This window comes from Methylosoma difficile (genome assembly GCF_054657615.1).
Window position 1 is genome coordinate 273843 of sequence record NZ_BAAHYJ010000005.1, and the last position, 26317, is coordinate 300159.

Annotated in this window: 21 protein-coding genes; 9 read left to right on the forward strand and 12 right to left on the reverse strand. The window is 49.3% G+C overall.

Annotation, left to right across the window (positions count from 1 at the left end; all coding sequences use genetic code 11):
• Nucleotides 1-9: 9 nt before the first annotated feature.
• Both ACYQ1O_RS14680 and ACYQ1O_RS14685 read left to right on the forward strand, forming a co-directional pair.
• Nucleotides 10-426 carry a hypothetical protein gene (locus ACYQ1O_RS14680; RefSeq protein WP_459992785.1) on the forward strand — a complete coding sequence of 139 codons (417 nt, stop codon included), beginning with the start codon at nt 10-12 and terminating at the stop codon, nt 424-426.
• Nucleotides 426-3683, forward strand: a complete 3258-nt coding sequence (locus tag ACYQ1O_RS14685; RefSeq protein ID WP_459992786.1) for an efflux RND transporter permease subunit — start codon at nt 426-428, stop codon at nt 3681-3683. The genes ACYQ1O_RS14680 and ACYQ1O_RS14685 overlap by 1 nt, the downstream gene beginning before the upstream one ends.
• A gap of 139 nt (nt 3684-3822) precedes the next feature.
• On the opposite strand, the gene ACYQ1O_RS14690 is transcribed toward ACYQ1O_RS14685, so the two are convergent.
• The 6 genes from ACYQ1O_RS14690 to ACYQ1O_RS14715 form a co-directional block, all read right to left on the reverse strand.
• Nucleotides 3823-4596 carry an FRG domain-containing protein gene (locus ACYQ1O_RS14690; protein WP_459992787.1) on the reverse strand — a complete coding sequence of 258 codons (774 nt, stop codon included), beginning with the start codon at nt 4594-4596 and terminating at the stop codon, nt 3823-3825.
• A gap of 254 nt (nt 4597-4850) precedes the next feature.
• Nucleotides 4851-5288 carry a T6SS immunity protein Tdi1 domain-containing protein gene (locus tag ACYQ1O_RS14695; RefSeq protein WP_459992789.1) on the reverse strand — a complete coding sequence of 146 codons (438 nt, stop codon included), beginning with the start codon at nt 5286-5288 and terminating at the stop codon, nt 4851-4853.
• 90 nt (nt 5289-5378) lie between these two features.
• The gene (locus tag ACYQ1O_RS14700) at nt 5379-5789 is read right to left on the reverse strand and encodes a hypothetical protein (RefSeq protein ID WP_459992791.1); all 411 of its coding nucleotides are present in this window, start codon (nt 5787-5789) and stop codon (nt 5379-5381) included.
• Between the two features lie 258 nt (nt 5790-6047).
• Nucleotides 6048-6287: a hypothetical protein gene (locus tag ACYQ1O_RS14705; RefSeq protein ID WP_459992792.1), complete on the reverse strand. Its 240-nt coding sequence runs from the start codon at nt 6285-6287 to the stop codon at nt 6048-6050.
• Nucleotides 6288-6313: 26 nt separating this feature from the next.
• Entirely contained in the window at nt 6314-6991 is a 678-nt protein-coding gene (locus ACYQ1O_RS14710) for a hypothetical protein (protein WP_459992793.1), read from the reverse strand.
• The gene (locus ACYQ1O_RS14715; protein WP_459992795.1) at nt 6988-7524 is read right to left on the reverse strand and encodes a hypothetical protein; all 537 of its coding nucleotides are present in this window, start codon (nt 7522-7524) and stop codon (nt 6988-6990) included. Before ACYQ1O_RS14715 ends, ACYQ1O_RS14710 begins: the two co-directional genes overlap by 4 nt.
• Nucleotides 7525-7801: 277 nt before the next feature.
• Between ACYQ1O_RS14715 and ACYQ1O_RS14720 the strand changes: the two genes are divergently transcribed.
• The 7 genes from ACYQ1O_RS14720 to thpR all read left to right on the forward strand — a co-directional run bounded on the left by ACYQ1O_RS14720 (nt 7802) and on the right by thpR (nt 19234).
• A complete protein-coding gene (locus ACYQ1O_RS14720; protein WP_459992796.1) occupies nt 7802-8119 on the forward strand; it encodes a hypothetical protein in 318 nt (105 codons plus the stop codon).
• On the forward strand, nt 8109-9197 hold the full coding sequence (locus ACYQ1O_RS14725; RefSeq protein WP_459992797.1) for an efflux RND transporter periplasmic adaptor subunit: 1089 nt from the start codon (nt 8109-8111) through the stop codon (nt 9195-9197). Before ACYQ1O_RS14720 ends, ACYQ1O_RS14725 begins: the two co-directional genes overlap by 11 nt.
• Before the next feature lie 20 nt (nt 9198-9217).
• On the forward strand, nt 9218-12394 hold the full coding sequence (locus ACYQ1O_RS14730) for an efflux RND transporter permease subunit (RefSeq protein WP_459992799.1): 3177 nt from the start codon (nt 9218-9220) through the stop codon (nt 12392-12394).
• Nucleotides 12381-13817 (forward strand): TolC family protein, encoded by a 1437-nt coding sequence (locus ACYQ1O_RS14735; protein ID WP_459992801.1) that lies wholly within the window; start codon nt 12381-12383, stop codon nt 13815-13817. The genes ACYQ1O_RS14730 and ACYQ1O_RS14735 overlap by 14 nt, the downstream gene beginning before the upstream one ends.
• A gap of 253 nt (nt 13818-14070) precedes the next feature.
• Nucleotides 14071-15630, forward strand: a complete 1560-nt coding sequence (locus ACYQ1O_RS14740) for a KAP family P-loop NTPase fold protein (RefSeq protein WP_459992802.1) — start codon at nt 14071-14073, stop codon at nt 15628-15630.
• A 3-nt stretch (nt 15631-15633) separates the two neighbouring features.
• Nucleotides 15634-18687 carry an NACHT domain-containing protein gene (locus tag ACYQ1O_RS14745; RefSeq protein ID WP_459992804.1) on the forward strand — a complete coding sequence of 1018 codons (3054 nt, stop codon included), beginning with the start codon at nt 15634-15636 and terminating at the stop codon, nt 18685-18687.
• 40 nt (nt 18688-18727) lie between these two features.
• Entirely contained in the window at nt 18728-19234 is a 507-nt protein-coding gene (gene thpR, locus ACYQ1O_RS14750) for an RNA 2',3'-cyclic phosphodiesterase (RefSeq protein ID WP_459992805.1), read from the forward strand.
• Here thpR and ACYQ1O_RS14755 read toward each other — a convergent pair.
• From ACYQ1O_RS14755 to ACYQ1O_RS14780, 6 genes are all read right to left on the reverse strand, one after another.
• Nucleotides 19231-20292 carry a class I SAM-dependent methyltransferase gene (locus tag ACYQ1O_RS14755; RefSeq protein WP_459992806.1) on the reverse strand — a complete coding sequence of 354 codons (1062 nt, stop codon included), beginning with the start codon at nt 20290-20292 and terminating at the stop codon, nt 19231-19233. The two genes, thpR and ACYQ1O_RS14755, sit on opposite strands and share 4 nt — an antisense overlap.
• Before the next feature lie 225 nt (nt 20293-20517).
• On the reverse strand, nt 20518-20652 hold the full coding sequence (locus tag ACYQ1O_RS14760; RefSeq protein ID WP_459992808.1) for a hypothetical protein: 135 nt from the start codon (nt 20650-20652) through the stop codon (nt 20518-20520).
• 96 nt (nt 20653-20748) lie between these two features.
• Nucleotides 20749-22584, reverse strand: a complete 1836-nt coding sequence (locus ACYQ1O_RS14765; RefSeq protein WP_459992810.1) for a hypothetical protein — start codon at nt 22582-22584, stop codon at nt 20749-20751.
• Nucleotides 22585-22923: 339 nt separating this feature from the next.
• Nucleotides 22924-24255 (reverse strand): TolC family outer membrane protein, encoded by a 1332-nt coding sequence (locus ACYQ1O_RS14770; protein WP_459992811.1) that lies wholly within the window; start codon nt 24253-24255, stop codon nt 22924-22926.
• A gap of 42 nt (nt 24256-24297) precedes the next feature.
• A complete protein-coding gene (locus tag ACYQ1O_RS14775; protein WP_459992813.1) occupies nt 24298-25641 on the reverse strand; it encodes a S8 family peptidase in 1344 nt (447 codons plus the stop codon).
• On the reverse strand, nt 25638-26309 hold the full coding sequence (locus ACYQ1O_RS14780; protein WP_459992814.1) for an anti-sigma factor family protein: 672 nt from the start codon (nt 26307-26309) through the stop codon (nt 25638-25640). The genes ACYQ1O_RS14775 and ACYQ1O_RS14780 overlap by 4 nt, the downstream gene beginning before the upstream one ends.
• Nucleotides 26310-26317: the final 8 nt, after the last annotated feature.

Consider the following 26317-nt stretch of genomic DNA (forward strand, 5'->3'; position numbering starts at 1 on the left):
GAGAAAATCATGACTTACCCTGATGCCATTGAACCTGAATTGGTTGGCGAATACCCTGCATACGCCAAATCGGGTGCGGGTTACTTTTTTGACCATGTCCTTGAATATCGAGTGTGGTGCCATCCAGAACGTGGTGCGCCAGACGAGTTTGATGGCGAAGACTATTACTATCCTTTTGTAAGCTATGAAGACGCGCTAGCCTTTTCAACGGACACTGAAGGCGCAGAAAAGCCTTTGGCATTAATTCGCCAGCTTGAGTGGATCAACGAACCGGAAGCAGGCGTATTCATCCATGAAAAAGGTGAACGCATTGCCGAATGGCGTGTTGAATGGCTCGAAAGAGGGGCGCGAACACCGGGGGCGATTGAATTGTTCATTCAATCCCATGCAAAAGGCCAGGCGGTCTCAGCCATACGAGAGTCATAATGACCCAAGAATTCCGAAAAGACAGCCTAACCGTCGCCATAGTCCGGCTGTTTACTACTTCGCATTTATCCCTGCTTTTCCTAATTATCTCTTTGCTGGCTGGCGCGGCGGCGTTATTTCTAACCCCACGCGAAGAAGACCCGCAAATCATCGTTCCCGTGATGGACGTGTTCGTGCAAGTACCGGGCGCATCGGCTGAGGAAGTCGAGAAACAAGTCACCACGCCACTGGAAACGTTGCTACGGCAAATCCAAGGCGTGGAATACGTCTATTCTGCCTCGCGACCTGGGGAAGCGGTCGTTACCGTGCGTTATTTGGTGGGCGAAAGCTTGGAAAACAGTCTGATTAAAACCCGCGATAAGGTCTTGGCTAATCAAGACATTATCCCTCCAGGCGTTACCAATTGGTTGGTCAAGCCTGTAGAAATCGACGATGTGCCGATTTTGATGCTGAGCCTTTCACCGCAAAATAATGTTTTAGAGCCGACTGAATTGCGTCGCATCGCCGATGAACTGGTCGAACGTTTGCGCGAAGTCGATAACGTCGGCAAAAGTTGGGTAGTCGGCAGCGCACCACGGCGAATCTCCGTCTATCCAGACCCTGCGAAATTACAAGCAGGCAATATCACCTTGTTGGACATCCAACAGGCGTTGGCGAAAAACAACGTCAACCTGCCTGTCGGCACGCTTATCGAACAAAATAAAGAAATTATTTTAGAAGCAGGCCCACATTACCAAACTGCCGAGCAAATCGGCGGCACGGTCGTGAAAGTGGTGGACGGTCGCCTGCTGACCTTACGGGATGTCGCAAAAATCACCGACGGCGGCGCAGATACCGACACTTACACTCGCATCGGTTTTGGCCCAGCGGTGGCGCACATGCAAACCGCCGGGGAAGTCGCCAAGTTACCCAGCGTAGGTGAAGAACGCCCATTAACCACCATCGCCATCGCCAAACGCAAAGGCAGCAACGCCGTTAGCGTCGCAGAAGAAGTTTTGAAAGTCACCGAACAGCTCAAAGGCACGTTAATCCCCGACGACGTGCTAATCACCATCACCCGCAACTACGGCGAAACCGCCGACCACAAAGTCAATGAATTGGTCATGCACTTAAGCATCGCCATTTTGACCATCATCGTGTTGCTGGCCTTGTCCTTGGGCTTTAAAGAATCGCTGATTGTCTCTTTAGCCGTACCGATGACCTTTGCCGTCACCTTGCTGTGCGATTACCTGTTCGGCTACACCATCAACCGCGTGACTTTATTTGCTTTGATTTTGTCGCTAGGTTTGCTAGTCGATGACCCAATAGTCGATGTCGAAAACATCCACCGCCACTACAAAATGCGCAAAGAACCGCCTTTGCAAGCCCTGCTCAGTGCCGTTGACGAAATCCGCCCGCCGACCATTTTGGCGACGTTTGCCGTCATCATGTCCTTCGTGCCGATGTTTTTCATCACCGGCATGATGGGCCCGTACATGGCGCCGATGGCGTTCAACGTGCCTGTGGCGATGTTGATGTCTCTGGTGATTGCCTTCACGGTCACGCCGTGGGCGAGTTTTAAATTATTGAAAGGCGATTACGGAAAAGACCACGGCGAAGCCTTCGATTTAAAAACCACACGCGGTTTCAAAATCTACCAAGCTATCGTCGCACCGTTATTGGCGAGCAAAGCCAAGGCGTGGTTATTCTTATTAATAGTCATGATCGCCTTCGTCGCCTCAGCGATGATGGCGGTAACGCGCATCGTGCCGCTGAAACTCTTGCCGTTCGATAACAAAAACGAATTGCAGCTCATCATCGACATGCCCAAAGGCAGCAGCTTGGAAAGCACCGACGAAGTCGCGTCAGCCTTGGGGCATTACCTTGCCACCGTCAACGAAGTCAGCAGCTATCAAAGTTATGTCGGCCTGTCTTCGCCAATGGATTTCAACGGCATGGTGCGCCATTACTATTTGCGCCAAGGTGCGAACGTCGGCGACATCCGCATTGTCTTGGCGGACAAAAAACACCGCGACCAACCCTCGCACAATATCGCGCTTAGGATTAGGCCAGAAGTCGAACGCATTTCCAAACACTACGGCGCGAACATTAAAATCATCGAAATGCCGCCAGGGCCACCTGTGTTATCAACGCTAGTTGCCGAAATCTACGGCCCGCCGGAAGCCAGTTATTCTGACTTAATCCACGTCACTAAACGGGTGCGCGGCGACATCGAAAAAACCGCAGGCGTGGTCGATGTCGATGATTTTGCTGAAGCCGACCACGGTAAATTGCACTACTTGGTTGACCATGACAAAGCCGCGTTACTGGGCATCAGCACCGCGCAAGTCGCGCAAACCTTGCAATTGGCAATCGCAGGCGGTTCGGTAGGTGTGTTGCACATTCCCCAAGAACGCCAACCTTTAACCATCCAATTACAGTTGCCGCGTGCAGCCCGTTCTTCCGAAGCGGATTTATTGGCTTTGTCTGTTCAAACGAGCAACGGGCAACTGGTACGCTTAAGCGAAATCGGCAGCTTCAAACACGAACAAGGCGAGCAAGCGATTTACCACAAAAACTTACAGCGCGTGGCGTATGTGACGGGCGAAATGGCAGGCCGCAGTCCAGTCGAAGCGATTTTGGATTTGTTCGGCACGTTTGATGAAAAGCCATTGCCGGACGGTTATAAAGCCGAAATGGCAGGCGAAGGCGAGTGGAAAATCACTGTGGACGTGTTCCGCGATTTAGGTTTGGCGTTTGCTGCGGCAATGGTGATGATTTACGTTTTGCTAGTCGGACAAACCGGATCGCTGGGCGTGCCGCTGATTATGATGATCGCCATCCCCTTGACCGTGATCGGCATCATGCCCGGCTTTTGGTTTATCAATTTATTCACCGAACCAGTCGGCGGCTACGCCACCCCGATTTACTTCACCGCCACGGCGATGATCGGCATGATCGCGCTGGCAGGCATCGTGGTGCGTAACTCGATTATTTTGATCGATTTTATCGAAAACATTTACCGCAATAATCCGGTAATTAGCTTGGCGGATGCGATAGTCGAAGCGGGTGCAACGCGTTTAAATCCGATATTCCTGACCGCAGCCTCAGCGGTATTGGGTTCGATGATGATTGTTTTAGACCCGATATTTTCCGGTTTGGCGTGGAGTTTTATCTTCGGCATCATCGCATCAACGCTGTTTTCGCTGGTGGTGATTCCGGTGGTGTATTTCTTGATTAAGCGGAATATGCCGAAAGAAGTCGAGAAAATATCGTAGGTTGGGTTGCATGCTTTTGCAACCCAACATCAATGGCTTTGATAGGTTGGGTTAACGGTAAAGCTGTTAACCCAACCTACGAGCTGCCCAACGATAAGGATAACCCGCGTAGCATAGCGGAGTCGGGTTAATGCGTTGGTCAGGCCTCATCGAAAGATTCCAAGTCCTCACCATTTTGGCCGAACGCTTTCAGTTCAGATATTTCTTTTGCAAGATTAGATAGGTCTGGAAAGAGAGAGGACAGTCGCATACCCGAAACAGAAAGATCAGCCCTAACTTTATCATGTGCATTAGAAGGAATGACTATCTTTGCAAGAAAATTTTCAGCCTTTGGATGTACTTCAAGAGCGTTGCGATCACCATGGATTGTGTAATTTCCGAGCTGAGCGGCCATGCGTCGGTCTGTACGAGGTGCCAAAACTGCTATTGAATCCTGGCTGTTATTGGATTTTTTTCCTGAAAAGGCCGCATTGACAACTGGAGCAACGCGCTCATCAGTCAAAAATGGTATGAGGTATCCTATTGATTCCCGATTGAGATTGCCTGGAGCCAAAATCCAGATTGCTGCGCTTGATATGGGTGTATCGCAGGAAATTGCAAAGAAAGCGGCTACTAATAATGATTCCGTCCAATCTAGCAACCGAGTAGGTAAGCCGTAGTGCTGCATAAGCGGTAGCCAAGAAACGTAATCTTTATGCTCAGGACAAGAGCTTGTCACAGAAGGTGCTTTAAGTCGGAAGTGATTCGCAAACTGAGATTCAAGAATTGCATGCCGCCTGTGGGCGGTTGGAACGAGTTTCCACTCGTGCTGAGTATGCCCACGGAACCATACTTGACCGTCGAATTGTTTTTCCGCGCTGTGAGCGGCCTCTATCAAGTCAGATAGATTATGAGCTTCTCCAAGTTCTAGCATGATTTCTCCCGATTGCTAACGTTACGGTAAGGGGCTGCCCGCGTTGGACTACAGTGAAGCCGCTCACCTGTGAAAAAAACTAACCATGCCAGCCGGAACGGCGGGCAGTTTTGTAGGTTGGGTTGCATGCTTTTTGCAACCCAACATCAATGGTTGCGAGGTGTTGGGTTAACGGTAAAGCGGTTAACCCAACCTGCTTGACTGACGAGCAAAAGCCCGTCTGCGCCACCACCTTCAAAAAATTATTTGGCGCGCTATTCCGTGATAGTGAGCTGAACTTGCGCGCCGTCAGGTAGACCCTCAATTTCCTTGGCTATATGTCCAGAGGCCGATACCAGCTCCGCAACAGAGATTACGCCGAGATTTCCGCCGCCGTATTCCCCGCCCAAGACGCCCGGAATCTTCAGGCAGTACTTATAGCCAGGGCGCAGGGGGCCAAATTTGTCCTTCGCCTCGGCTACCAAGCTGACCATGTACCAGTCATGCAGGAATTCTTGGTTATTAGATAGGACAACCAATTCCGCCCGATCTTCTGCTATGAGCTTGCAATACAAATCTTCCGGGCAGATCCGCCAATAACGTCCCACCTCATCTTCGATAATAAAATTTCCGAAGTCGTTTTCTCCAACGACCAGTGCAGGTTTGAGGCCAACCCAACCCCACGCTTTTTTAATTTCGGCAATCAGTTCCATAAGCATTCTATGTTTTTCTGTTTGTGTTGTTATAAAAAACTATATTGTAAAAATTGGTTTTGTGGGGTGGGGTTAGTAACGAATCCCAACCTACGGGCTGTATTCAACAAGGTTTGGCTCGACAAGCACAAGTGCCTTGGCTACGGTAAGTGCGTCACTCGCTCGTGAATAGATGGACAGCTCGGCTTCACTTGGAATTGACCCGAACACAACGCCGTCCTCGGACCAAGGAGAATCCTCGGGTCGTAGAGGAAGGACAGGATTTTCATTACATGGCGTGTATTCGCACGGAAGGCTTAGCAATGGCTCGCCTGATGTGTCGAGGACGTTGATAATGAACTGAGGCGCCCGTTGCGATTCTGGGTAGCAGGCGGCGACATAGGTGCCGAACGGCTGACCGTCAAGATACAAGTCACCTGAGCTGATTTTGACGAACTCGCCCGTCCAGCTGCAATCGTTGGAAAGCTCTTGGCTCAAGTTCTTAATGACGATGCGTGACATCTTGTGTAAGGCCTAATGTTACAGAGTAATGGGTTAGCCGCTTGCGGCGGAAGCTGGGCAAAGCCACGAACCTTGATTAAAAAATTGAATTTCAAAACCGCCGACGGGCGGCACGTGCTTTTGGTTGGCTTGTTGAGGTTCACAAGTTCACCCCAACTTACGAGCTTAATAATAAGGATAAATTAGCTTAACTTTTTGAATAGGTACACACGATAAAGCCATGTGTACCCTACACGGCTACCAGATTACAGTTAATTATTACGGTGCGTCCGCAGTTACAATCCACAACGAAAGATTACTGTCGTCATAATATTTCAACGGATTGATCTCAAAGTTGTGACCAGCGTCTGGGCCGCTAACTTCTGCAATTGTACAATCCTCGAATGGCCCAATAATTTGCTCTTTCTTTATATTTTTAAAATTAGCATCAGTGAAATAAGATACAGAATAATCTGCTTGGTCATTGCTAAAACAGATATTAATCAATTTAGATGTCATGTTTTTTCTCGCTGTTGTTTATTATTTCATTTGTTGTTTAAAATCATTTCTTCGATATATAAGCGCCATCCTCCTTTCAACTTGTTTTCCAATTCAGAAATTGGTTTTCCATAAAAATAGCTGACACGCCCCTCAATAAGAGTACCCTTGACTAACTTGTAGAGTTTAGCACCATCAACATTACCATGGCCGTCATCAGTTGCGGAGGCTAAAATCTTAGCTTCTTCATTTTCATTAGTTACTACCTCAGCAGCAGATTGCACGATTGCGTTACTAATTTTAGAAGCTGTTTGATCTTTCAATTCCCCTTCAGAGTTTTTTGCCATCATAAACGCTGCTCCCGGTTGGGAAACCGCCTTTTTACCAACCGCTAATCTCTGATATACGGCACCTTGATAAGCTGTACCTAGAGCGACGTTTCCTTGTGCATTGATTTCCATTAGCACTTCTGCCGTTTTATCTGCTCCGTCATGTGGTGCGTCTTTAGAGCTCTTATCCGTGGGTACGTACGCTACTTCGGAGCGGGCGTATCCAACTTTCAATTCTGGCGTTTTGTCGGTGTCTTTTTCATGGATTTGAACGCCTATCACCGTGCCTGTTACGGCCAGTACATTGTCTTTATTAGCCCCACACCCTGATAACAGCTGTGTTACAGCGACAGCAAGGCTAATAAAGCCAATTTTTGTGTTATTGATCTTATTCATTTGGTTATTTTCTCCTTATTGTGAGACTGATTTAAAAGTGCTTTTTGGATTTCAATTTTGATAGGGGCAAAAGGTTTTTGGGAGGCTTCAATCCTCACATCTTCTGCATTTGAAGGAACGGAAGTAATAAAACTAGACAAATACCCTGCAACTAAGCCGTTTTTATCGGCGGATAATCCAAGCGATTTTGTGGACGTAACCGTTGCTGCTGTTGGATTAGCTTGATTTACACTGACTATACCTAAGCCAATAATCAATTGATGATAAGTACCGCTATTGTCCGTCCAAGAACACCCCGCCACAATTAATGAAAAAAATAGAGCGGTAATTACCATGCGAGTTATTTTAAAAATAGAAATAAATAAATTTTCCTGATAAAGCTGCAGTTCGCGAACGCTTAAATTCTGAATATCTAAATACTCCAACAATCTTTTCTCTAATTGTTTACATTCACAATTTTTGTCCCCACCATTGTTAAATACTGTTTTTACGCTAATACCAACAGTCTTTTGAAATAATAAAAATAAGATCATAAAAATTCTATTTATAAAAAAATGAGGTTTACGCCCAACGTAAGGTAGATCCCCAAATTGACGCAAAGCGTCACGTTATTAGTTTGTCTAAAGTTATAAAAAATTTAAATTATCTGCTTAATGGATTTTGATAATTTTTATCACAAAATTAATAAATTGTATGTGAAATATTACCTTTGTTTACGCCAAGTCCACGAATATTGAACAAGTTATTTATTAACCCTCCTTTCCGTTTTCCCTAAATTTTCGGCTTCGTTTTTTATAAGCAGGTCTCTGTTTGCCTTTTACCCTAGTAAAAGCAGGTGTTTATTTCAACCACTTGCATTTTTTGGTATTGGCGAAAAAAACCAAAGTAACAGAGATAGTAAGTTTTTTAAATGCTAAACGTAGCCGCTTGGCGTTAAGAAAAATTGTTCAAATAAATCAAAGACTCTTTACGTTTCAGGATAGGAATAAGCGGGCAAAACCCAACCCAAAAACAGGTTGGCAAAGTTATTGCAATTTAGCTTTTGTGTCGATTCAACTGACATTAACCACAAGCTGGTCAATGCTATTTTCCCGTTACTATCCTGAGTGCCAGAATCATGATGACTAAAACACCTACCGTTCTAGGTTTAGCCTGCCTTTTGTTGTTGGGCGGCTGCAATCAAGCAGAACACGAAAAACCCGAAGAGCATCCAAAACTGGAAGCGACCACGCCATTCCGTGAGGACACCGCCGTCACTAAGGAATACGTCTGCCAAATCCACGCCATCCGGCACATTGAAGTCCGTGCTTTGGAACGTGGTTATTTGCAGAACATTTTTGTCGATGAAGGCCAGATGGTGAAGCAAGGGCAGCCGATGTTCAAAATCATGCCCAATATTTATCAGGCCGAGCTTGCAAAAGCCAAAGCCGAAGCTAGCACCATGAATATTGAATACCTCAACACCAAAGCCTTGGCGGAAAAAAATATTGTCTCCACCAATGAATTGGCGCTGGCAAAAGCCAAGCTTGAAAAGGCCGAGGCGGATGTGAAGCTAATGGAAACTCATTTGGGTTTCACTGATATTAACGCGCCGTTTGACGGCGTTATGGATCACTTGCAGGCCAGAAACGGCAGCCTTTTGGATGAAGGCGATTTGTTGACCACGTTATCTGACATCAGCAAATTGTGGGTGTATTTCAATGTGCCAGAATCAGAATATCTGGATTTCAAAACCCACAAACAAGGCAACACGCCTGTGCAAGTGCAGTTGCGGATGGCGAACGGTCAGGTGTTCAACCAAAACGGTGTGATTGAAACCATCGAAGCTGATTTTGACAATTCCGCTGGCAACATCGAATTCCGCGCCACTTTCCCTAACCCTGACAAGCTGCTTCGGCATGGCGAAACGGGCACGATTTTGATGGCGAAGCCGTATCCCAACGCCATGCTGATCCCGCAAAAAGCCACTTTCGAAATCATGGATAAAACCTATGTGTATGTGATAACACCGGAAGGCAAGCTGGAACAACGGCTTATCCATATCGAAAACCAACTGCCGCATTTGTTCATCATTAAAGATGGCTTAAAAGATGACGACAAAGTTTTGCTGGAAGGCTTGCGTAAAGTTCATGCTGGCGAGGACGTCGATATTGAGTTGAAGTCGCCGGATAAAGTCCGCTCAGAACTTGAGTTGTATACCGAATAATCCAACCGGAAGGATCAGCTATGTTTACTATTTTTATCAAAAGACCGGTGATGGCCATTGTGTTGTCGTTGGTGTTTGTGTTCATGGGCTTGCTGGCAATCCGTTCTTTGCCAATTTCCCAGTTTCCCGATATTGCCCCGCCACGAGTGACGATTTCCTTATCGTTTCCCGGTGCCAGTGCCGATGTGTTGGTGCAATCGTCGCTGATTACCATCGAGCGCGCCATCAACGGTGTGCCGGGTATGAAATACCTGATTTCCGACGCGACCAGCGCGGGTGAATCGACCATCCAAGTGTTATTCGATTTGGGTGTCGATCCCAATATCGCCATGGTGAACGTAAAAACGCGTCTCGATCAGGTGATGAGCCGTTTGCCTAAGTTGGTGCAATTGGAAGGCGTTGTCGTCAATCGGGTACAGCCCAGTATGTTGATGTACGTCAACCTATACAGCAAAGACAAAAACGCCGACGAGAAATTTTTGTTTAACTACGCCAACGTTTCGGTGATTCCAGAAATCCAGCGCATTTATGGTATTGCCCAAGCGCAAATTTTGGGTGCACGCCAATACGCGATGCGGGTTTGGTTGAACCCAGACCGCATGCGCGCCTATAACGTCTCGGTGGATGAAGTGATGGATGCCATAGGCAACCAAAGCATTATCGGCAGACCGGGTCGTCTCGGTCAAAGTACCGGGATGGCGGCGCAATCCAAAGAGTATGTCTTGGTTTATAAAGGCCGCTACAACAAGCCGGAAGAATACGAAGACATCATTATTCGCGCCAATTCCAAAGGTGAGATTTTGCACCTGAAAGACATTGCCAAAGTCGATCTGAACAGCGAGTTTTACAACATTTACTCCGATAAAGACGGCTTTCCTTCGGCTTCTATCGTCCTCAAACAAAACTACGGCAGCAACGCCAGCAAGGTGATTGAGGATGTGAAAGTCAAACTGGAAGAGCTGAAAAAATCCTTCCCAGAAGGCATGGATTACGAAATCAACTACGACGTATCGCGCTTTGTGGATGCCTCTATCGAAAAAGTGTTGCACACCTTAGCCGAAGCCTTCGTGTTGGTGTCCTTGGTGGTGTTTGTGTTCTTGGGCGATTGGCGTTCCACCTTGATTCCAGTCCTTGCTGTACCCGTGTCGCTGGTCGGCGCGTTCGCGGTGATGTCGGCATTCGGGCTGTCCATCAACCTGATTACCTTGTTTGCCTTGGTATTGGCGATTGGTATCGTGGTCGATGATGCCATTGTGGTAGTCGAAGCGGTACACGCAAAAATGGAAACCGAACATTGCACGCCGTTTGTGGCGGCAAAAAAAGTGTTGGGCGAAATCGGCGGCGCGATTGTGGCGATCACTTTGGTAATGGTGTCGGTGTTCATCCCGATTGCCTTCATGGATGGGCCGGTCGGGGTGTTTTATCGGCAGTTCTCGATTGCCATGGCATCGTCGATCATCATTTCTGCCATTGTCGCCTTATCGTTAGCGCCTGTTTTATGCGCGATGATCTTGAAAAACAACCACGGGCAACCCAAACGGAAAACGCCAATCAGCATTTTTATTGATGCCTTCAACGCCCTGTTTGAAAAAGCCACCGGACGTTACGTCAAGCTGCTGAATGTGGTTGTCATGCGCCGATTCATAACTTTTGGGGTTTTGGCAGGTTTTTGCTTTGGCATCTATACCGTCAACCTGACCTTGCCTTCCGGTTTTATCCCTGGCGAAGACCAAGGCATGATTTACGCCATCATCCAAACGCCGCCAGGTTCTACCATTGAAGTCACCAACAAAGTGGCGCGGCACTTGGAAGAAATTGCTGAAAAGATTGACGGCGTGCAATCGGTGTCTTCTTTAGCGGGTTACGAAGTGCTGACCGAAGGCCGTGGTTCAAATGCAGGTACTTGTATTATCAACTTGAAAGACTGGTCGGAGCGTAAACATTCTGTTCAAGACGTGATCCACGAATTGGAAGAAAAAACCCATGACTTCGGTGCGATTGTCGAGTTTTTCGAACCGCCAGCCGTACCTGGTTATGGCGCGGCATCCGGTTTGGCTTTGCGTTTGTTGGACAAAACCTTAGATACCGATTACCACGAGTTCGACAAACTCAACCAAACCTTCATGGCGGCCTTACGTAAACGCAAGGAATTGACTGGCTTGTTCACTTTTTATGCTGCCAATTACCCGCAATACGAATTGGTTATCGACAACAAATTGGCGATGCAAAAAGGCGTGTCCATCGATAAAGCCATGAACAACTTGGACATCATGATCGGCAGTACTTACGAGCAAGGTTTCATCCGCTTCAACAACTTTTTTAAAGTGTATGCCCAAGCCTTGCCAGAATTCCGCCGTTTTCCTACCGATGTCTTGAACTACTACGTGAAAAATGACGAAGGCAAAATGGTGCCGTACTCCGCCTTTATGACCATGGAGAAAAAACAAGGCCCTAACGAAATCACCCGTTATAACCTGTACAACTCCGCCGCTATCCGCGCCATGCCAGCGCCCGGCTATACCACAGGCGCAGCGATTAAAGCCGTGCAGGAAGTCGCCGCCGAAGTGTTGCCACAAGGTTTTGATATTGCTTGGGAAGGTTTGTCTTTTGACGAAGCGGCACGCGGCAGTGAAGCACAAGCAATCTTCGGCGTGGTGTTGATCTTCGTTTACTTGGTATTAGCAGCGCAATACGAAAGTTTTGTCTTGCCGTTGGTGGTGTTGTGTTCATTGCCGCCGGGCATTTTCGGGGCGTTCTTCCTGTTGAAAGAATTGGGGCTTGCCAACGACGTTTATTCCCAATTGGGCATGGTGATGTTGATTGGTCTGCTCGGCAAAAACGCGGTGTTGATCGTGGAATTTGCGGTGCAGAAACAAGCGCAAGGCTTAACGGTTTTGGAAGCGGCAATTGCTGGCGCTAAAGCGCGTTTCCGGCCTATTTTGATGACATCATTTGCTTTCATCGCAGGCTTGGTGCCATTAGCCATCGCTACTGGTGCTGGCGCAGTCGGCAACCGCACCATCGGCACTTCGGCCTTAGGCGGCATGTTGTTCGGCACGGTGTTTGGCGTGGTGTTGATCCCCGGCTTGTATTACATCTTCGCCAAAATGATCGAAGGCAAACGCATGATTAAAGACGAAGACCTTGACCCTTTAACCGAAAAATATCACTACGGTACTGACGATGTTCAAGAATAAAACTTATCAGCTGGTGTTGCTGGGCGTGGCAGGGTTGATGCTGCATGGCTGCGGTATTCCCGATTTGGCGGTGAAAAAACCCGATTCACAATTGCCCGACAGCTTTAAACCCGCACTTACCCAAAAAACCAATACCGCCAAAATCCAATGGAAGACTTTTTTTGACGACCCGAACTTGTTAAGCCTGATCGACACGGCGGTCGCCAACAACAAAGAAGTCAATATTATGTTGCAGCGCATCAGCGTTGCCCAAAATGAAATCCAAGCGCGGCGCGGGGAATACTTGCCGTTTGTAAACTTTGGCGCAGGTGCAGGCGGCGATAAAACCGCCGATTTCACCCGCAACGGCGCGGTCGAAGACAACCTGAACATCAAACCGGGCCAAGCTTTCCCGACGTTTTTGGGCGATTACCAATTCGGTTTGATTTCAACCTGGGAAGTGGATATTTGGAAAAAACTCCGCAACGCCACCAAAGTGGCAATGCTGGAGTACATGGCTTCCATTGAAGGCAAAAACTTTTTAGTGACCAACTTGGTCGCCGAAGTGGCGCATTCTTATTATGAATTGGTAGCCTTGGACAACCAGTTGGAAAATCTGGAACAAAACATTGCCATCCAGAAAAACGGTTTGGAAGTGGTGAAAGAACTGCAAATGTACGCCCGCTCCACCACCTTGGCGGTCAAACGTTACGATGCGGAAGTCACCAAAAACCAAAGCAAACGTTATGAAATCAAGCAGCAAATTATTGAGGCAGAAAACCGCATCAACTTCCTGTTGGGGCGTACGCCACAGCCGATTAAACGCACCTCGGCGGGTTTTATGGACATCAAACCGAAAATGGTCGATGCCGGCATCCCCTCGCAATTACTGCAAAACCGCCCCGACATCCGCCAAGCCGAGTTGGAAATGTCCGCCGCCGATTTGAATATTCAAGTGGCGCGGGCGAATTTCTACCCATCGTTTGCCATCAAGGCCGGAGTGGGGTTTCAGGCGTTTGACCTTAAATATCTGATTAACACGCCGGAATCCTTGGCGGCAATGGTCGTAGGTGATTTGGTTGCGCCCGTGATCAACAAAAACGCCATCATCGCGCAATACAAAAACGCCAACGCCCAACAAATCCAAGCGGCGTTTGAATACGAACAAAGCATCGTCAAAGCGTATGCCGAAGTCGCCAACCAACTGGCCAACATCGACAACTTGGGCAACAACTACCAATTGAAGAAAAAACAAGTGGATTACCTGGTGCAATCCATCGACATTTCCAGCCAATTGTTCAAATCCGCCCGCGCCGATTATTTGGATATTCTGTTAACCCAACGTGATGCCTTGGACGCGAAAAAAGAACTGATTGAAACCAAGCAAAAGCAAATTATTGCGATGGTGGATTTGTATAAATCGCTGGGTGGGGGGTGGCAGTAAGGGGCTGTTTATGCTTTCTGCCTAGGTGCGGATTCATTAGAACAAGTGCGGATAAATACGCACCTACACACCTCCGGCCATTTGAATCTTGTCAGGTTGTAGGTGCGAATTCATTCGCACAGTGCCGATAAATCTGCATCTACACAGAGCAATCATTCAGATATTTCAATATTGACGGAGAACACGTTCTGTTGTGCCTAAATCCGTAGATTATGGTTAAATTCCAAAATCCTCTACGGCACGGGCAAAATCAATGGCGGCAAACTATATAAACGACCAATGGGTACAAGAAGATAGCCTAGGCTTAGGGCGCGGTGGCGATGCCGTCGCCAAGATGAGCTTGGAAGTGTCGCCACCATTTACCATTGGTGTGACGGGTAAATGGGGTTGTGGCAAAACCAGCATCATGCGCCGCGCTTTTGCCACCTTGGGCGGTCAGCCGATTAGCCAAGATTTGCAATTGCGCGAAAACAAAACAGATGCGCTTTCCGATGATTTGCATTGCCGAATTGGCGGGCGGGCAGCAGAACTAAAATGGGCAGATGAGCTATACGACATTGCCAATCAAAGCCTGTGCATTTGGTATTCGCCTTGGCAGCATCAAAATGCCGCCAATCCTTTAATTCCGCTCCTGCAAGAAATCCGCGCCCAATACAGCGTCAAACGCAAGCTGTTTGAAAAAGGCAAACACATCAATCGCCAAAGTGGCTTGGCGGCTTTAACCTTATTGGAACACGCGATTGATGCCGCTATCAGTTTTACCACAGGCAGACCCGTAAAAATGGCAGTCGGCGCAAGCGAAAACATCCGTAAAGCTTGGAATGACAATAACCCCGAAAACCTGACCAAACCCAGCGACGGGCAGCGTTTCCATTTGCTGTTTGAAGATGCGGTGGAAAATGTTCTGGAAGATTTGCATCAATCTCGTGAAGCTACGGATAAACCTGTGAAGGGGAAAAAGCCATCTGCAAAATTATCCGACCAAGCCCGCCTCATCATCTTCATAGACGACCTAGACCGTTGCGAAGAAAAAGCCGTCGTGGCCTTGTTGGAAGCTATCAAACTTTACCTAGGTGCACGTCGTTGCGTATTCATTTTAGGCGTTGACGATGTTGCCGTAGGTAATGCCCTTAAACGCCATTGGCAAGGCCGTAGCGATGACGATAACCGTGAATATCTGGAAAAACTTTTCCAAGCCACCATCTCTGTACCACAACCATTACCCATCAAACTTCAAGGTTTGATTAGTCAGCAATTGTCTAGCCACAACTTTCCAGATCAAGCGATAGCGACACTTGCTAGCGATATTGAAGCGCTGCTCGAACCGAACCCGCGCAAAGTCAAAAATTTTCTCAATAGCTTATGCGCCAATTGGCAAATGTTGCGCTGCGACGACATGGACACCGAAGCAAACTGCCGCCGCTTAGTCATGTTCCAATATTTGCGGACTAACCATCTTCCGGTTTGGCGGCTTCTGGAACGTGAACCCATCTTGTTGCAACTCTTGCAGCGGGTATTAGTAGGTAATAGTAATGAGCCGCTGAAGGGCTTGCCTAACTATTTGAGTACAGATGATTTACGCATGACCGAAGAAATTTTCTCCCGCTCGTTCGCGCATGTCCTTAAACACGATAACCCCGACGACCTAAAACTGCACCGCAGGCAAACCTTAGAGATAGCAGTGGACAAAGCCTTAGAAAAACTCGATAGAAGACGTTCTGACCAGTATTTTGTCAATTGGGTTAATAACGGCGGCTTGGTCGCCGAAGACAATTTACCCCGCATGTACCTGCAAATCACCAGCGAAGACTAAGCCATGACTGATTTTAACAGCCCCGCCGAACGCAATGCGCGGATGCGCGCCCGTGCCGATTATTTCCGTTGGTTGCTTAAACACTATGGCAGTACCGAATTTGTGGAAATGAGCGATGAAAGCGACCCCGTCAATTTGCGGCAAATTTTTGTGCCTATGCGTGCAGGCCATGAAAACTTGTCCGAAAGCGAAATGGCAAAGCCCAGCGAAGTCGCCGAACAGGAAACCGAAGCCAATTTGCCGGGCGTTGATGTCTTTGAATTGATAGCCAATAAACAACTGGTTTGCTTATCCGGTTTGCCCGGTAGCGGCAAAACCACTTTGACCAAAGCCCTGATTGGCGAGTTATGCGGCAACCATCCCAGCACCTTGCGTAGCCAATTGGCTGGGCAAACGGGCATTGCCCCCATACCGCTGATTTTGCGCGAAATTGCAGGCATAGACCGCATCCAAACCTTGGCTGAACTGATGGAAGCGTGGTGGCAAAATCTGGAACGTAAAGCCGAACAAGGCGATGCGCTGGACATTGCCCGTTTGCGCTACAGCTTTAGTCAAGAAGGTGAAGGCTATCCATTGTTATTGCTGTTTGACGGCATTGATGAAACGGGCGGGCAGGATGTGCGCCAAACGATTTTGAATATTGCCGTAAAAGCTAATTTGAATGAAAGCAACCGTGTTTTAGTGACAGGCCGACCCAATGGTTTTGATAATTTAAGTGTCTATCATCCTATGCGGTTGGCAGGGACAGATGACCCGTACGAAATTAAATCAATACATACATCCTCATTATTGTATTACCTCCTCCCCCTCGCTTGGCCTCAAATCCAAAACTTCATCAACCGTTGGTATAAATTACGCCCAGAATGGGAAATTAAACGTAAAGAAGGTTCTGACCATTTTTTGGAAGCCCTAACGGATGATAACCGCCCGTATTTGCTGACTTTGGCGCGTAGGCCGATTTTCCTGACCTTAATGTCTTTGGTGCATTGCACCCGCAATGAAATGCCGCATGGACGTGCTGATTTGTACGAAGCCATAGTTGATTTATACCTCAACCGCCAAGAACGCCATCGGCAAATCCAACGCGGCACCAATGGTCAAGTGTTAAAAGTTTGGCCTGTGCAGGAAAAACGCCGCATCTTAGGGCGCATCGCCTACGAAAGCCAACTGCGCGGTGCTGATCGGCAAGATGATGACGATAATCCCGACCAACGCCGCATCCTCTGGCCTCAGGATGAATTGCTGGGCTTTATCGCGGACTTTTTACAACAACGCGCGGGCAGCGGCGGCATAGCGCCGGAAGAAGCCGCGGAATTATTGGATTATTACCTGCATCCGGCAGGCTTGCTGATTTCACCCCGCGCCGGAGAAATCAGCTTTGCGCATTTGAGTTTTCAGGAATATTTGTGCGCCGAAGACATCCAGCGCCGCTTAAGTGGCAGGCAGTTTGAAAAAATCTTTCAGGACGATTTAGCAATGCGCTTAACCCGACCCGGTTGGGATGAAGTGGGTGTGTTGCTGTTAGCCATCCACAAAAACCGCTCCGATGACGGGCATTTGGAATTGCTAGGTTTATTACAGCTTCAATACGCCGAACAAGCCCGTTTGTTAGTCCGAGCCTTGTGCGGTAAAGAGCTGGGCATTCCTCCCGTCCGTCAACAAGCCTGGTTGCCAGTGTTACTGGCAGCCTGTTTGTTGCATCCGAATGAAGGGCTGGCAAGCCATTTAAACGGTTGCCCGCACTTGGCAGAAACGGGTTTGGCTTTAGTCAAAGCCTTGTTAAACCAGCAGGGTGATGCCACCGCCCAGTGGGCAATATTGACCAAACAAGTGCAAACAAATGATTTGCCCTGTTGTTGGGTGCAGCAAGGTTTATTAGCCCATTGGCAACAACCAAATTGGCAAGAGCAAGACGGAGCAGCCAGTGCTAGGTTATATAGATTGTTGAATGTATTGGAGCTAAGCCGTTGGGGTTGCCAAGACAATCAGCAAAGCCCTATCGCTGATGCTGATTTGGAACAAACCTTAGCCAAGGTTTTGGCTAGCGATAATAAGCTGTTATGGCGACGTGATGAAGATTGCGTGCCGATAGCGACAAATGCAGGATTGATGCTAGATGTTTTATTGCCCGATTCCGGCCTGTTATTGCAACACAGTTTGTCAGCTATGCCCGTTGATGCTTGGTTATTGCAAGGCGAGTGTTTTGATGATTATTTTGGGGAATTTTTTAGTCAAGCCGGTATTTTATTGGCGCTCTATCCCAAACAATTGCCGCCTATCCGCAGCCGCTTAAGCCTAGGGCTATATCAGTTAATTAATTTAGTTGAGCCGTTGCCTCTGCCGGAGCTTTGGTTATCGCGAGCGCGTTCGCTCTTTCTGTCACGATGGCCGCAGTCGCAGTCGCAGTCGCAGTCGCGGATACGGTCGCTCTTTCTGTCGAGGTCTCGCTGGCGATTGTTGTCGTTGTCACTGTCGTGGTCGAGGTCGGCGTGGCGGTCGCTACCATGTTCGCGGTTGCTGTCAGAATCAAGTCTTATCTATGCTCCTCTGCGGACACAGCTAAAAACTTGCTCAGAGCAAAATACAATTTATGGCAATTCATTGGATAATTATTGCCTTGTCCTAGAATCTTTTACTTATCACCTTTCGGCACAAGATTGGTTTGGCGAACAAGCCGAAAACCCCGAATTAATGCTTAGCCGAGGCTTACAAGCTGGGCAACCTTTACCCAAAGCCTTAGCGTTGTTTGATGAACGCGGCATGCCGCTGCCGCAACAAGCCCGCGCTAGTTGGCAGGAATTGCAACGCTGGGTTTATGACGATAACGCCGTGTTGGATTTTTACTTTCCCGAAGGCTTAAGCCCAGAAGACGAGGCTTTGCTGCGTGAGGATTTGGCGATACTGAAAACCCAACCGTGGTCGCCGCACGCGTTTGTGGATGCGGCTTTGCAACAATGGCCTGAGTCCGAACCTGTTAAGGATTTTAGTTTTGAAACCGCCCAAGCAAAAATGCTGGCGGCTTGCGAGGCATTGCTTCAAGCCGCTAACACGCAATAAATGCTTGTCCCCAAGAACTCTGAAACCAGCAGCTATTATCATGAAACGCTTATTTTTCGGCCTAGAACCCACCCACGAAACCCGCCAGCAAGGCGAAAAAATCCTGCAAGCGCTTGTCGGCACGGAAAGCCAGCCTGTTCCGGCGGCAAATCTGCATGTGACGTTGGTGTTTTTGGGGTTGTTGGATGCTGTCAAAGAAGCGGCTTTGCTTGAGGCGGCAGGGGCTGTTGCCGCAACCCATTTCACCATTCATTTCAATCAATTAAGCTATTGGCAAAAGCCTGAGGTTTTATGTTTGACGGCGAGTGACCCTGTTGCTGAGCTGTTGGCGTTGGTGGGGCAGTTGGTGTCCTGTGCGGAAAAATGGGCGGTTCCGCTGGATGGGCGGCCTTATCAGGCGCATGTGACCTTGGCGCGGAAAGCCAAGCAGCCAATCGAGTTGGCGTTTGAGCCGATTGTTTGGCAGGCCGATGCGTTTTGTTTGTTTGAATCGTGTTCGACAGCAAACGGCGTGGTTTATCGGGTGCTTAAACGTTGGGATTTTTAAGTATGGGTGCTTTTAACCCGTGGCGTGAAGCCGATGTCGGTCATGGGATGGTTGGCTAAGTCCAGATTGGCAAGGGCGGTGCCGCCGCGTTGAAATTCCAAGATGCCCCAGTAGTGTTTGCCGAGCAATTGTTCAGGGCTTGCGGCGTTGCAGCGTGCGGTTAAATCTTGCCAGAAATCTTCGTGGCTTTGCCCGATGTTGGCGAGGTGTTCGGGGGTGAGAAAGCCGCGTGCGAAGCCTAAATCAAACGGGCGGTTTTGTTTAAACAGCGATACGTTGACCGGTACGATGCGCTTTGGGTTGTGGCTAGGTTGGCTCAGGTCGATGCGTTGCACGTCGGGGGCATCGAGGGCGTCGAACAATAAGCTCAGGCGCTTAAACAGCGGTTGCACTTCGGCATTGAAGCTTTGCCGGGTTTTTTTGCCTAGGATGGAATCGTCGCCCAGCAGGTAGGCCAGCGGGTGTTGCCCGTCCAGTTCTATAATGCTGTGGATGACAAAAAAATGCCCGTTTGCACTTAATAAGCGGCAGACTCCCCGGCAAATTTGTACGTCATCCAGCCAATGCAGGGCTTGCGAAACGGTAATCACATCAAATTCATCCGCCAGTTGTGGCAGGCGGTTGCAGGATTCGTGCAAAGGGGTCAGGTTGACGCCCATTTGCTTGGCGCGTTCGCAAGCGGATTGCAGGAAGCCTTTCGATAATTCCATCAGGCTGACATCTTGGCTGGTTTGTGCCAGCAATAAGGCCAAATCGCCTGGGCCACCAGCCAAATCGAGGACGCGGCTGTTTGCCTGCAATTGGCTTTGGCGGATGATAAATTCTGCCAATTCGTTTGGGAATGGTCGGTGGTTTAAGTAATCTTCGACGATTTGCGCGGTGTAGCGCGAGGTATCGGTGCGGTTGTCTATCAATACGCCGCAGTCGAGCATATCGGTGATGGCTTGGTGGACGCGTTTGAGTTCGCTGCTGTTTTCGGGTTTGTTGGTCAGCCGAAAATAGCTGGCGACGGCGTTTTTTACGGTTGCACCCTGTCGGCTGGAAAACAGGTTCAGCAATAGGCGATTGCGTTCGCTTAGCCAAAATTGCGTATAGGGTTCGGATTCTTTGGCGACATAGGCTTTGCCGTCTAAGGTAAAGGCTTGGACAAAATTGGGCGAGGCGCGAAGGCGGCGTGCTTTGGCATGTTGGCGGTTTTGCCAAAAAAGTGGGGAAAGCCAGCAATAAAAAGGCCGTGATTAAACTGGCTTAATCACGGCCTTTTATTTTAAAACTGCCAGTGTTTAGATGCCTACACAACGGCTGACAGGGGGTACGTAAACAGTGCTGCTGGATGAGTCAGTGCTGTTACTTTTACGTTTACTTTTGCTGTTACTGTTAACGCCTTTGCCTGCGCGTACATTTGATTTTACTTTCATGTGTTTCTCCTAATGGATGAATGGCTTTTATCAGGAAGACGTTTTGCGTTCCTTGTCGGTTAATGGGCGACTGTGTTTAAAAGGTTCAATGGGTTTTTAATTTTTATAGTTTTTTTCGCTGAGCATGATCCGGTCTTTATTGATGGTGATCTTTACGTTGAAAACATCTTCCAATAAGTCGGTCAAATAGGCCAAACGTTGCTCGGCATCGCCTTGCAGCAGGTTGTGGATGTTGATTTGCGATGCATCAAAGCTTTGTTGCGGAGCATCGCGGCCTAAAATTTGGTTAATGTGCTGTTGCGCCGTTTCCGCCACGGTGACGATGGCTTGTACTTGCAGGAAGTAATTCATTAGGCAAATTAACAGGCTGCTGCTGTTGGGCGACTGTCCGCAATGGCGGTTAAGGATGCCTTCCAGTTGCGCCATGACCGGCGCATGGTGGGTTGTCAGTATGGGCTGGATACGTTCATTAAGATTTGCTTCTGCATTAGGCAAACCTAAGCCGCGCGCGCAATGCGCGTAGATTTCGCTGTAGGCTTGTTCGCGGTCGCGCCGCCAAGTTTCTTTGGCGTGATAGGTTTGGGCGTTGAGAATCTTGATTTGCTGGCTTAAACGTTGGTGTAAGTGTTTAAGCGTGGCGGTTTTTTCGCCCGACCAATTGTCAATAAGCTGCCAAAGTTGTTGGTAAGTGCGGGTCATCACCGGCCAAATCGAGAAAATGGCGGCATAGGCTTGCAAACCGTAAAGTCCGTAATCAAAGGCAGGATCAAGTTCAGCTAAGGCGCTTTCTACTTCGGGTTCAAGCGTAACGCCCGCAGCGGCTTTGCTTGCTTTGCCGTTGACCAAGACATCGAGGAATTCGTCAATCATCACCTTGGGGCCGGCGCACACGCCGTGTTCCGAACTGAAGGCAAAGTTGCGTTCGCAATAATCGTAAACCGCTTGGCTGGTCATGGGTGCGCTGGGCGGTAACGTGGGTTCGCCCACGGGGATGAAAATCATTTGGTGCATGACAATGCGCAAGCCGTCGGTGACGCGGAACAGCGATGACAACGCCGGATGCAATTGTCCGTTGGCAACGGCGTTTTGGCTGCGCATCAGTGCGTAGGTCGGTACCGCCAACACCAAGGTGGATAAGGCTTCCAAACCACCAACAGTCCAGCGTTGTTGCGCTTCCGGGTAGCGTTGCAGATAAGCGCTGCGGATACGCAGCAAGGCCGCCATCATTTGCGGCCAATAGGCGCGCATGCTTTTCAATGCAGTGACGTTCATTGGGCGTTCGTCTTGAAAACGGCTGCCAGGAAACGGACAGCTGCGCCAGTCGGTGGCAATATCCAAGCGTAAAGGTTTGGGGAATACGTTCGCTTCGCCAACTTGGCGGCCTTCGGCATCCAAGGCAATGTGCGCCACCCTAAATACTGGAATGACCAGTTCCAAATGCGCCAAGTCCAAATGTTTGCCGGTCAGGGTTTGGCTGATGGTTTCGCATTCCAACCAGCTGCGCGGGATGTCGGTTTGTGCCGGTGGCAGTGGCGATGGGCGGCTACCGTCCGAAGGGTTGGGCAGGTCGTCTTCGTAGAGGTCGGCGTAGTGCAAAATGCCTTCGTCAATCAGTTGTTCCAACAGCGGTTGGATGTGTTGCCATTGATAGCCATCACCCCAGCTTAATGCGGTCTTTGCTGTAAAACGCGCTTGTTTGGCAAGGGTTTCGCCAAAGGCAAAGAGCGCCGGTTCGTCGAAAGAGATTTCTTTGTCGTCATAAAAAATAAACAGTTCACGCGCACCCGATTCGCCTAGTGCATATTGCACGATGGCGCGTTTGTGCAGGGGGAAGAGGAGTTCATCTTCCAGTGCCAGGACTTTGGCTGGCTGAGGCTGCATGGGGCAGGTGAGGGCTGAGTTGTGGTCAATCGTCTCTGTGCTGTGCGGCATGGTGGCTATTCCTGACAAACGGCAAAAGCAAACACCCCAATTGCGTTGCCGCGCTTGGGGTGTTTGCGAAGGGGTTAAATGCGCTTAGGCGTTTAACTTAGCCGTGGTTTGGCTTGTCATCTTTACCGCGACCACGATTTCTACGGCCTGCTTTAATATTGGTTTTAACTTTCATGGCATTTCTCCTTTAAGATTATTTTTAAAATATCGTTTGGTTCACACAACACAGTTAAGAAGATTTGTTGTTCTTCTTGCTAAGTTAATTGCGATAGGTTGCTTAAAGGTTCAATCAGTAGAAATTTTTTTAACGGATATTTGGCGGATATTTTCTGGGTAAGGTCAATGCCCTACTAGCCATTGGTTAAGCTGTGCCAAATCCTGGGCCGATAAGATGCCGGTGTGTTGTTTGAGATGCAGTGTGCTGAGCAGGTAATCGTAGCGGGCTTTGGCAAAATCGCGTTGGCTGCGAAGGCATTCGCGTTCAGCAATGATGACATCTAAGGCGGTGCGCCGTCCGACGCTAAAGCCCGCCTGGGTGGCGGCAACGGCGGCTTGGCTGGATTGCACGGTTTGCGCCAAGGCTTTAACTCGGCTAATGCCTGCTGTCACCCCCAAAAAAGCTTGGCTGGTGGCGCGGTGAACGGCGCGTTGTTCTTGTTTGAGTTTGGCTTGCAGGGCGCGGTAGTGGTGTTCGGCGCTGCGGACTTTGGATTGGGTTTGCCCGCCTTGATAAAGCGGGATGTTCAGCGTTAAGCCGACGGCGGTGTCTTGGATGTCGGCGGTGCCAAAGCGTCCGCCTGATGTCGAAAAGCTATGGTTGCCAACCGCATCCAGCGTCGGCAGGTGTCCGGCTTGTTGGCGTTCTATTTCGGTTTTGGCGGCTTGCAGTGACTGTTCGCTGGCGATAAGACCGTAGTTTTGCTTGAGCGCTTGCTGCAACCACGCGTCTTCGTTATTAGGTTGCGGCTCAACAAGTGGCAAGTCTTCGCGCAGGCCAGACAGATTTTGCTGGTAATGGATGCCGGTCAGTTCTTGTAACGCTTCCAAGGCATCGTTGTAGTCGTGTTCGGCGCTTAGGCTGTCGGCGACCGCGCGGTCATAGGCGGCTTGGGCTTCTTTAACATCGGTCAGCGCCACAAAACCTGCTTTGTGAAATTGTTGGGTTTCTTGCAGTTCGCGGGCAATGGTGTTTTGTTGGCTTTGGGTAAAGCCCCGGTTTTCTTGGGCGGCGAGTGCCTGAAAGTAGCGTTCTGCCACTTTTGCCAGCAAGCCGATTTCAGCGGCGGCGTAGTCGGCTTCTGCTTGGGCAATCTGGCGGTCTGATTGGTCTACGCCCAGTAGCCGGTCATAATGCAGTATAGGTTGGGTGAGCGACAGCACATAACCACCTGCGATGAAGTTGCTGCGTCCGTTAACGCCCGTCGAATCTTGGGAAAGTTGTACGGCTTGAGTGTCGCCATAAACGTTGGCGCTGAGGTGGGCTTCGGGTAAATACAACGCCGCTTCGGCTTGCTGTTTGCTTTCCTGTACTGCAGCCAGAGCTTCTTTGGCTTGTTCCAGTTGTGGGTCAGCCTGGGCGGCATCTTGGTAAACGCCCATTAAGTCTTGCGCTTGCGCGGCGGCACACAGCCACGCCAAGCATGCGCCTAGGGCAAGTTGCTTAAAGGTCATTGCTTGGCAAGGGTAGGCGTGTCTGTTGGGATGGTTGCCGCGTCAATTGAACGCATTGGCAAAGGGTTTGCTGGGCCAATGGCTGAGCTTATGCGCCAAAGATAAGGTTTCAGGCGCGCAGCGGGTTTGCGCGCATAACGCAGATACTGCTTGGTTGGCGTTGATGTTGGCTAAGAGACCCGTCTGGTTGCCCAGGGTGGCTTGTTGCAACAAGGTTTTAGCTTCGGCAATGCTTAGGTCGCCTTTCAGTTCCAACAACAAGGCAATAATACCCGACACTTCGGCGGCGGAAATGGAGCTTCCGGAAATAAAATCGTAAGTGCTATGCGGTTGGGTGGTGAGGATTTTGTCGCCCGGCGCGCTAATGTTTTGCGCCGTGCTGGCAGCAGGCTGGAAAGATTGCACAGAAATCACGCCGGGCATCGAGGCCGGAAAATTGGTTTCTTGGGCAGGTTGGCTGTTATCGGCGGCGACTACAATCATGCCTTCGGCAATGGCTTTGTTCAGCAACAATTCCAGAATCGGATCCTGCGGGCCGCTCAGGCTCATATTCAAAATGTCCGCCCCCGATTTGATGGCGGCATTCACCGCTAACGCCAGTGTAAAGCTGTTGCAGGCCGCCGCCATGGTATCGTCGCTGTCAGGCCAGCAGGCTTTTAGGGCGACCAGCTTGGCATCGGGGGCAACGCCGACAATGCCGGTGCCGTTGTCCTTTTTGGCAATCATGACACCCGCGACCGCCGTGCCGTGTTTGTCGTTGTCAAAACTGGTGGAAATGTCTTCGGCAAAGTTTTGGTTTTGGCTGATTTGCCCGGACAAATCCGGGTGCTGCAAATCCACGCCGGTATCAATCATGGCGATGGTGATGTTTTTGCCGGTGCTTTTGCGGTGCGCTTGGTCAATGTGCATGCTTTGCAGATTGGCTTGTAGCGTGTGGTAAGGGTCGTTGCCTTCATGGGCTTTGGTGTTGAACACGCGCATGGTTTGGGCAATGTCCACGCGCTCGTCTTGCGACAAGTTTTTTAAAGCATCGGCGACCGATTCGTTTAAAGCTACTTGGTAAACCACACAATGCACGCCCACTTCAGTCATTGGCCATTCGGTGAGTTTTTGCAAATGGTAGTCATGGGCGATTTGTTCGCTGACCTGTTCGCTCCATGTCGAGCTGCTGTAACTGCCGCGCTGCCGATAGCCCGTAGCGGTGTTGGGTATCCGTTTGATGGACGCATCTTTGAAGGCCACCAAGAGCAGATGGTCGGCGTTCTTTTTATTATAAAGCGGCGCTGCTTCGGGTGCTTTTGCCTTTAAGCCTTCACTTTTTATCGGCATTGCCAACAAACATGCCGCTGTTAGCAGCAGACACTGAAAAACCGCCGCTGATTTCATGGTTGAGCCTTATGGGATTCTGGGGTGGCGGCAAACGCGTAAGACGGCTCTGCAAAGATGACATCCGTCTGTTTTCTTAAGGCTGCCAGTTTGTCTTTGAGCACACCCGCATCGCTTTGCTTAAAGCCAATGGTGTACAAAGCTTGTTCGTTTGGGCCATCGATAACGTGGCCTTCAACAGACGCCAAGATTTGCGCGATGGTTTGCGCGCCTGTTTCGGCCTTAAAAATCACTTTCAGCGCGTGTGGCGGCGTGCTGGCGGGTTCGGCATTCGACAAGGTGCGGTAGTCATTGCCAACAATATTGTTGAGCGTGTTCAGGCTGGGCAATAACACCACCAATATCACGCTGGCTGCCAAGGCCACTAATTTAAAAGATTTATAGGGCTTGGCTTGCCGCTGGGTTGTTGGGGCGGCAACGCTGTTTTGCAGGCGCATTTGCAGTTGGGCAAATGATGCTTGCGGGGCAACATTAAAGCCGTCAGCTTGCTTGACGGCAGCCGCCAAACTTTGCAGGTTGTTAAGTTCGCGTTTGCAGGTCAGGCAAACTTTTAAATGCTGCTCGACCAAATCCAATTCTTCGCCGGATAAGGTTTTATTGATATGCCACGGTAACAGCAACAAAACCTTTTCATGGCTTGCGTAAGGCGTGTTATCAAGTTGTTTCATGTTGATTC

Coding starts and splice junctions, on each gene's coding strand:
- ACYQ1O_RS14680 (WP_459992785.1), top strand. CDS start 10: ATGACTTACCCTGATGCCATTGAACCTGAATTGGTTGGCGAATACCCT.
- ACYQ1O_RS14685 (WP_459992786.1), top strand. CDS start 426: ATGACCCAAGAATTCCGAAAAGACAGCCTAACCGTCGCCATAGTCCGG.
- ACYQ1O_RS14690 (WP_459992787.1), bottom strand. CDS start 4,596: ATGCTAGAACTTGGAGAAGCTCATAATCTATCTGACTTGATAGAGGCC.
- ACYQ1O_RS14695 (WP_459992789.1), bottom strand. CDS start 5,288: ATGGAACTGATTGCCGAAATTAAAAAAGCGTGGGGTTGGGTTGGCCTC.
- ACYQ1O_RS14700 (WP_459992791.1), bottom strand. CDS start 5,789: ATGTCACGCATCGTCATTAAGAACTTGAGCCAAGAGCTTTCCAACGAT.
- ACYQ1O_RS14705 (WP_459992792.1), bottom strand. CDS start 6,287: ATGACATCTAAATTGATTAATATCTGTTTTAGCAATGACCAAGCAGAT.
- ACYQ1O_RS14710 (WP_459992793.1), bottom strand. CDS start 6,991: ATGAATAAGATCAATAACACAAAAATTGGCTTTATTAGCCTTGCTGTC.
- ACYQ1O_RS14715 (WP_459992795.1), bottom strand. CDS start 7,524: ATGATCTTATTTTTATTATTTCAAAAGACTGTTGGTATTAGCGTAAAA.
- ACYQ1O_RS14725 (WP_459992797.1), top strand. CDS start 8,109: ATGATGACTAAAACACCTACCGTTCTAGGTTTAGCCTGCCTTTTGTTG.
- ACYQ1O_RS14730 (WP_459992799.1), top strand. CDS start 9,218: ATGTTTACTATTTTTATCAAAAGACCGGTGATGGCCATTGTGTTGTCG.
- ACYQ1O_RS14735 (WP_459992801.1), top strand. CDS start 12,381: ATGTTCAAGAATAAAACTTATCAGCTGGTGTTGCTGGGCGTGGCAGGG.
- ACYQ1O_RS14740 (WP_459992802.1), top strand. CDS start 14,071: ATGGCGGCAAACTATATAAACGACCAATGGGTACAAGAAGATAGCCTA.
- ACYQ1O_RS14745 (WP_459992804.1), top strand. CDS start 15,634: ATGACTGATTTTAACAGCCCCGCCGAACGCAATGCGCGGATGCGCGCC.
- thpR (WP_459992805.1), top strand. CDS start 18,728: ATGAAACGCTTATTTTTCGGCCTAGAACCCACCCACGAAACCCGCCAG.
- ACYQ1O_RS14760 (WP_459992808.1), bottom strand. CDS start 20,652: ATGAAAGTAAAATCAAATGTACGCGCAGGCAAAGGCGTTAACAGTAAC.
- ACYQ1O_RS14765 (WP_459992810.1), bottom strand. CDS start 22,584: ATGCCGCACAGCACAGAGACGATTGACCACAACTCAGCCCTCACCTGC.
- ACYQ1O_RS14770 (WP_459992811.1), bottom strand. CDS start 24,255: ATGACCTTTAAGCAACTTGCCCTAGGCGCATGCTTGGCGTGGCTGTGT.
- ACYQ1O_RS14775 (WP_459992813.1), bottom strand. CDS start 25,641: ATGAAATCAGCGGCGGTTTTTCAGTGTCTGCTGCTAACAGCGGCATGT.
- ACYQ1O_RS14780 (WP_459992814.1), bottom strand. CDS start 26,309: ATGAAACAACTTGATAACACGCCTTACGCAAGCCATGAAAAGGTTTTG.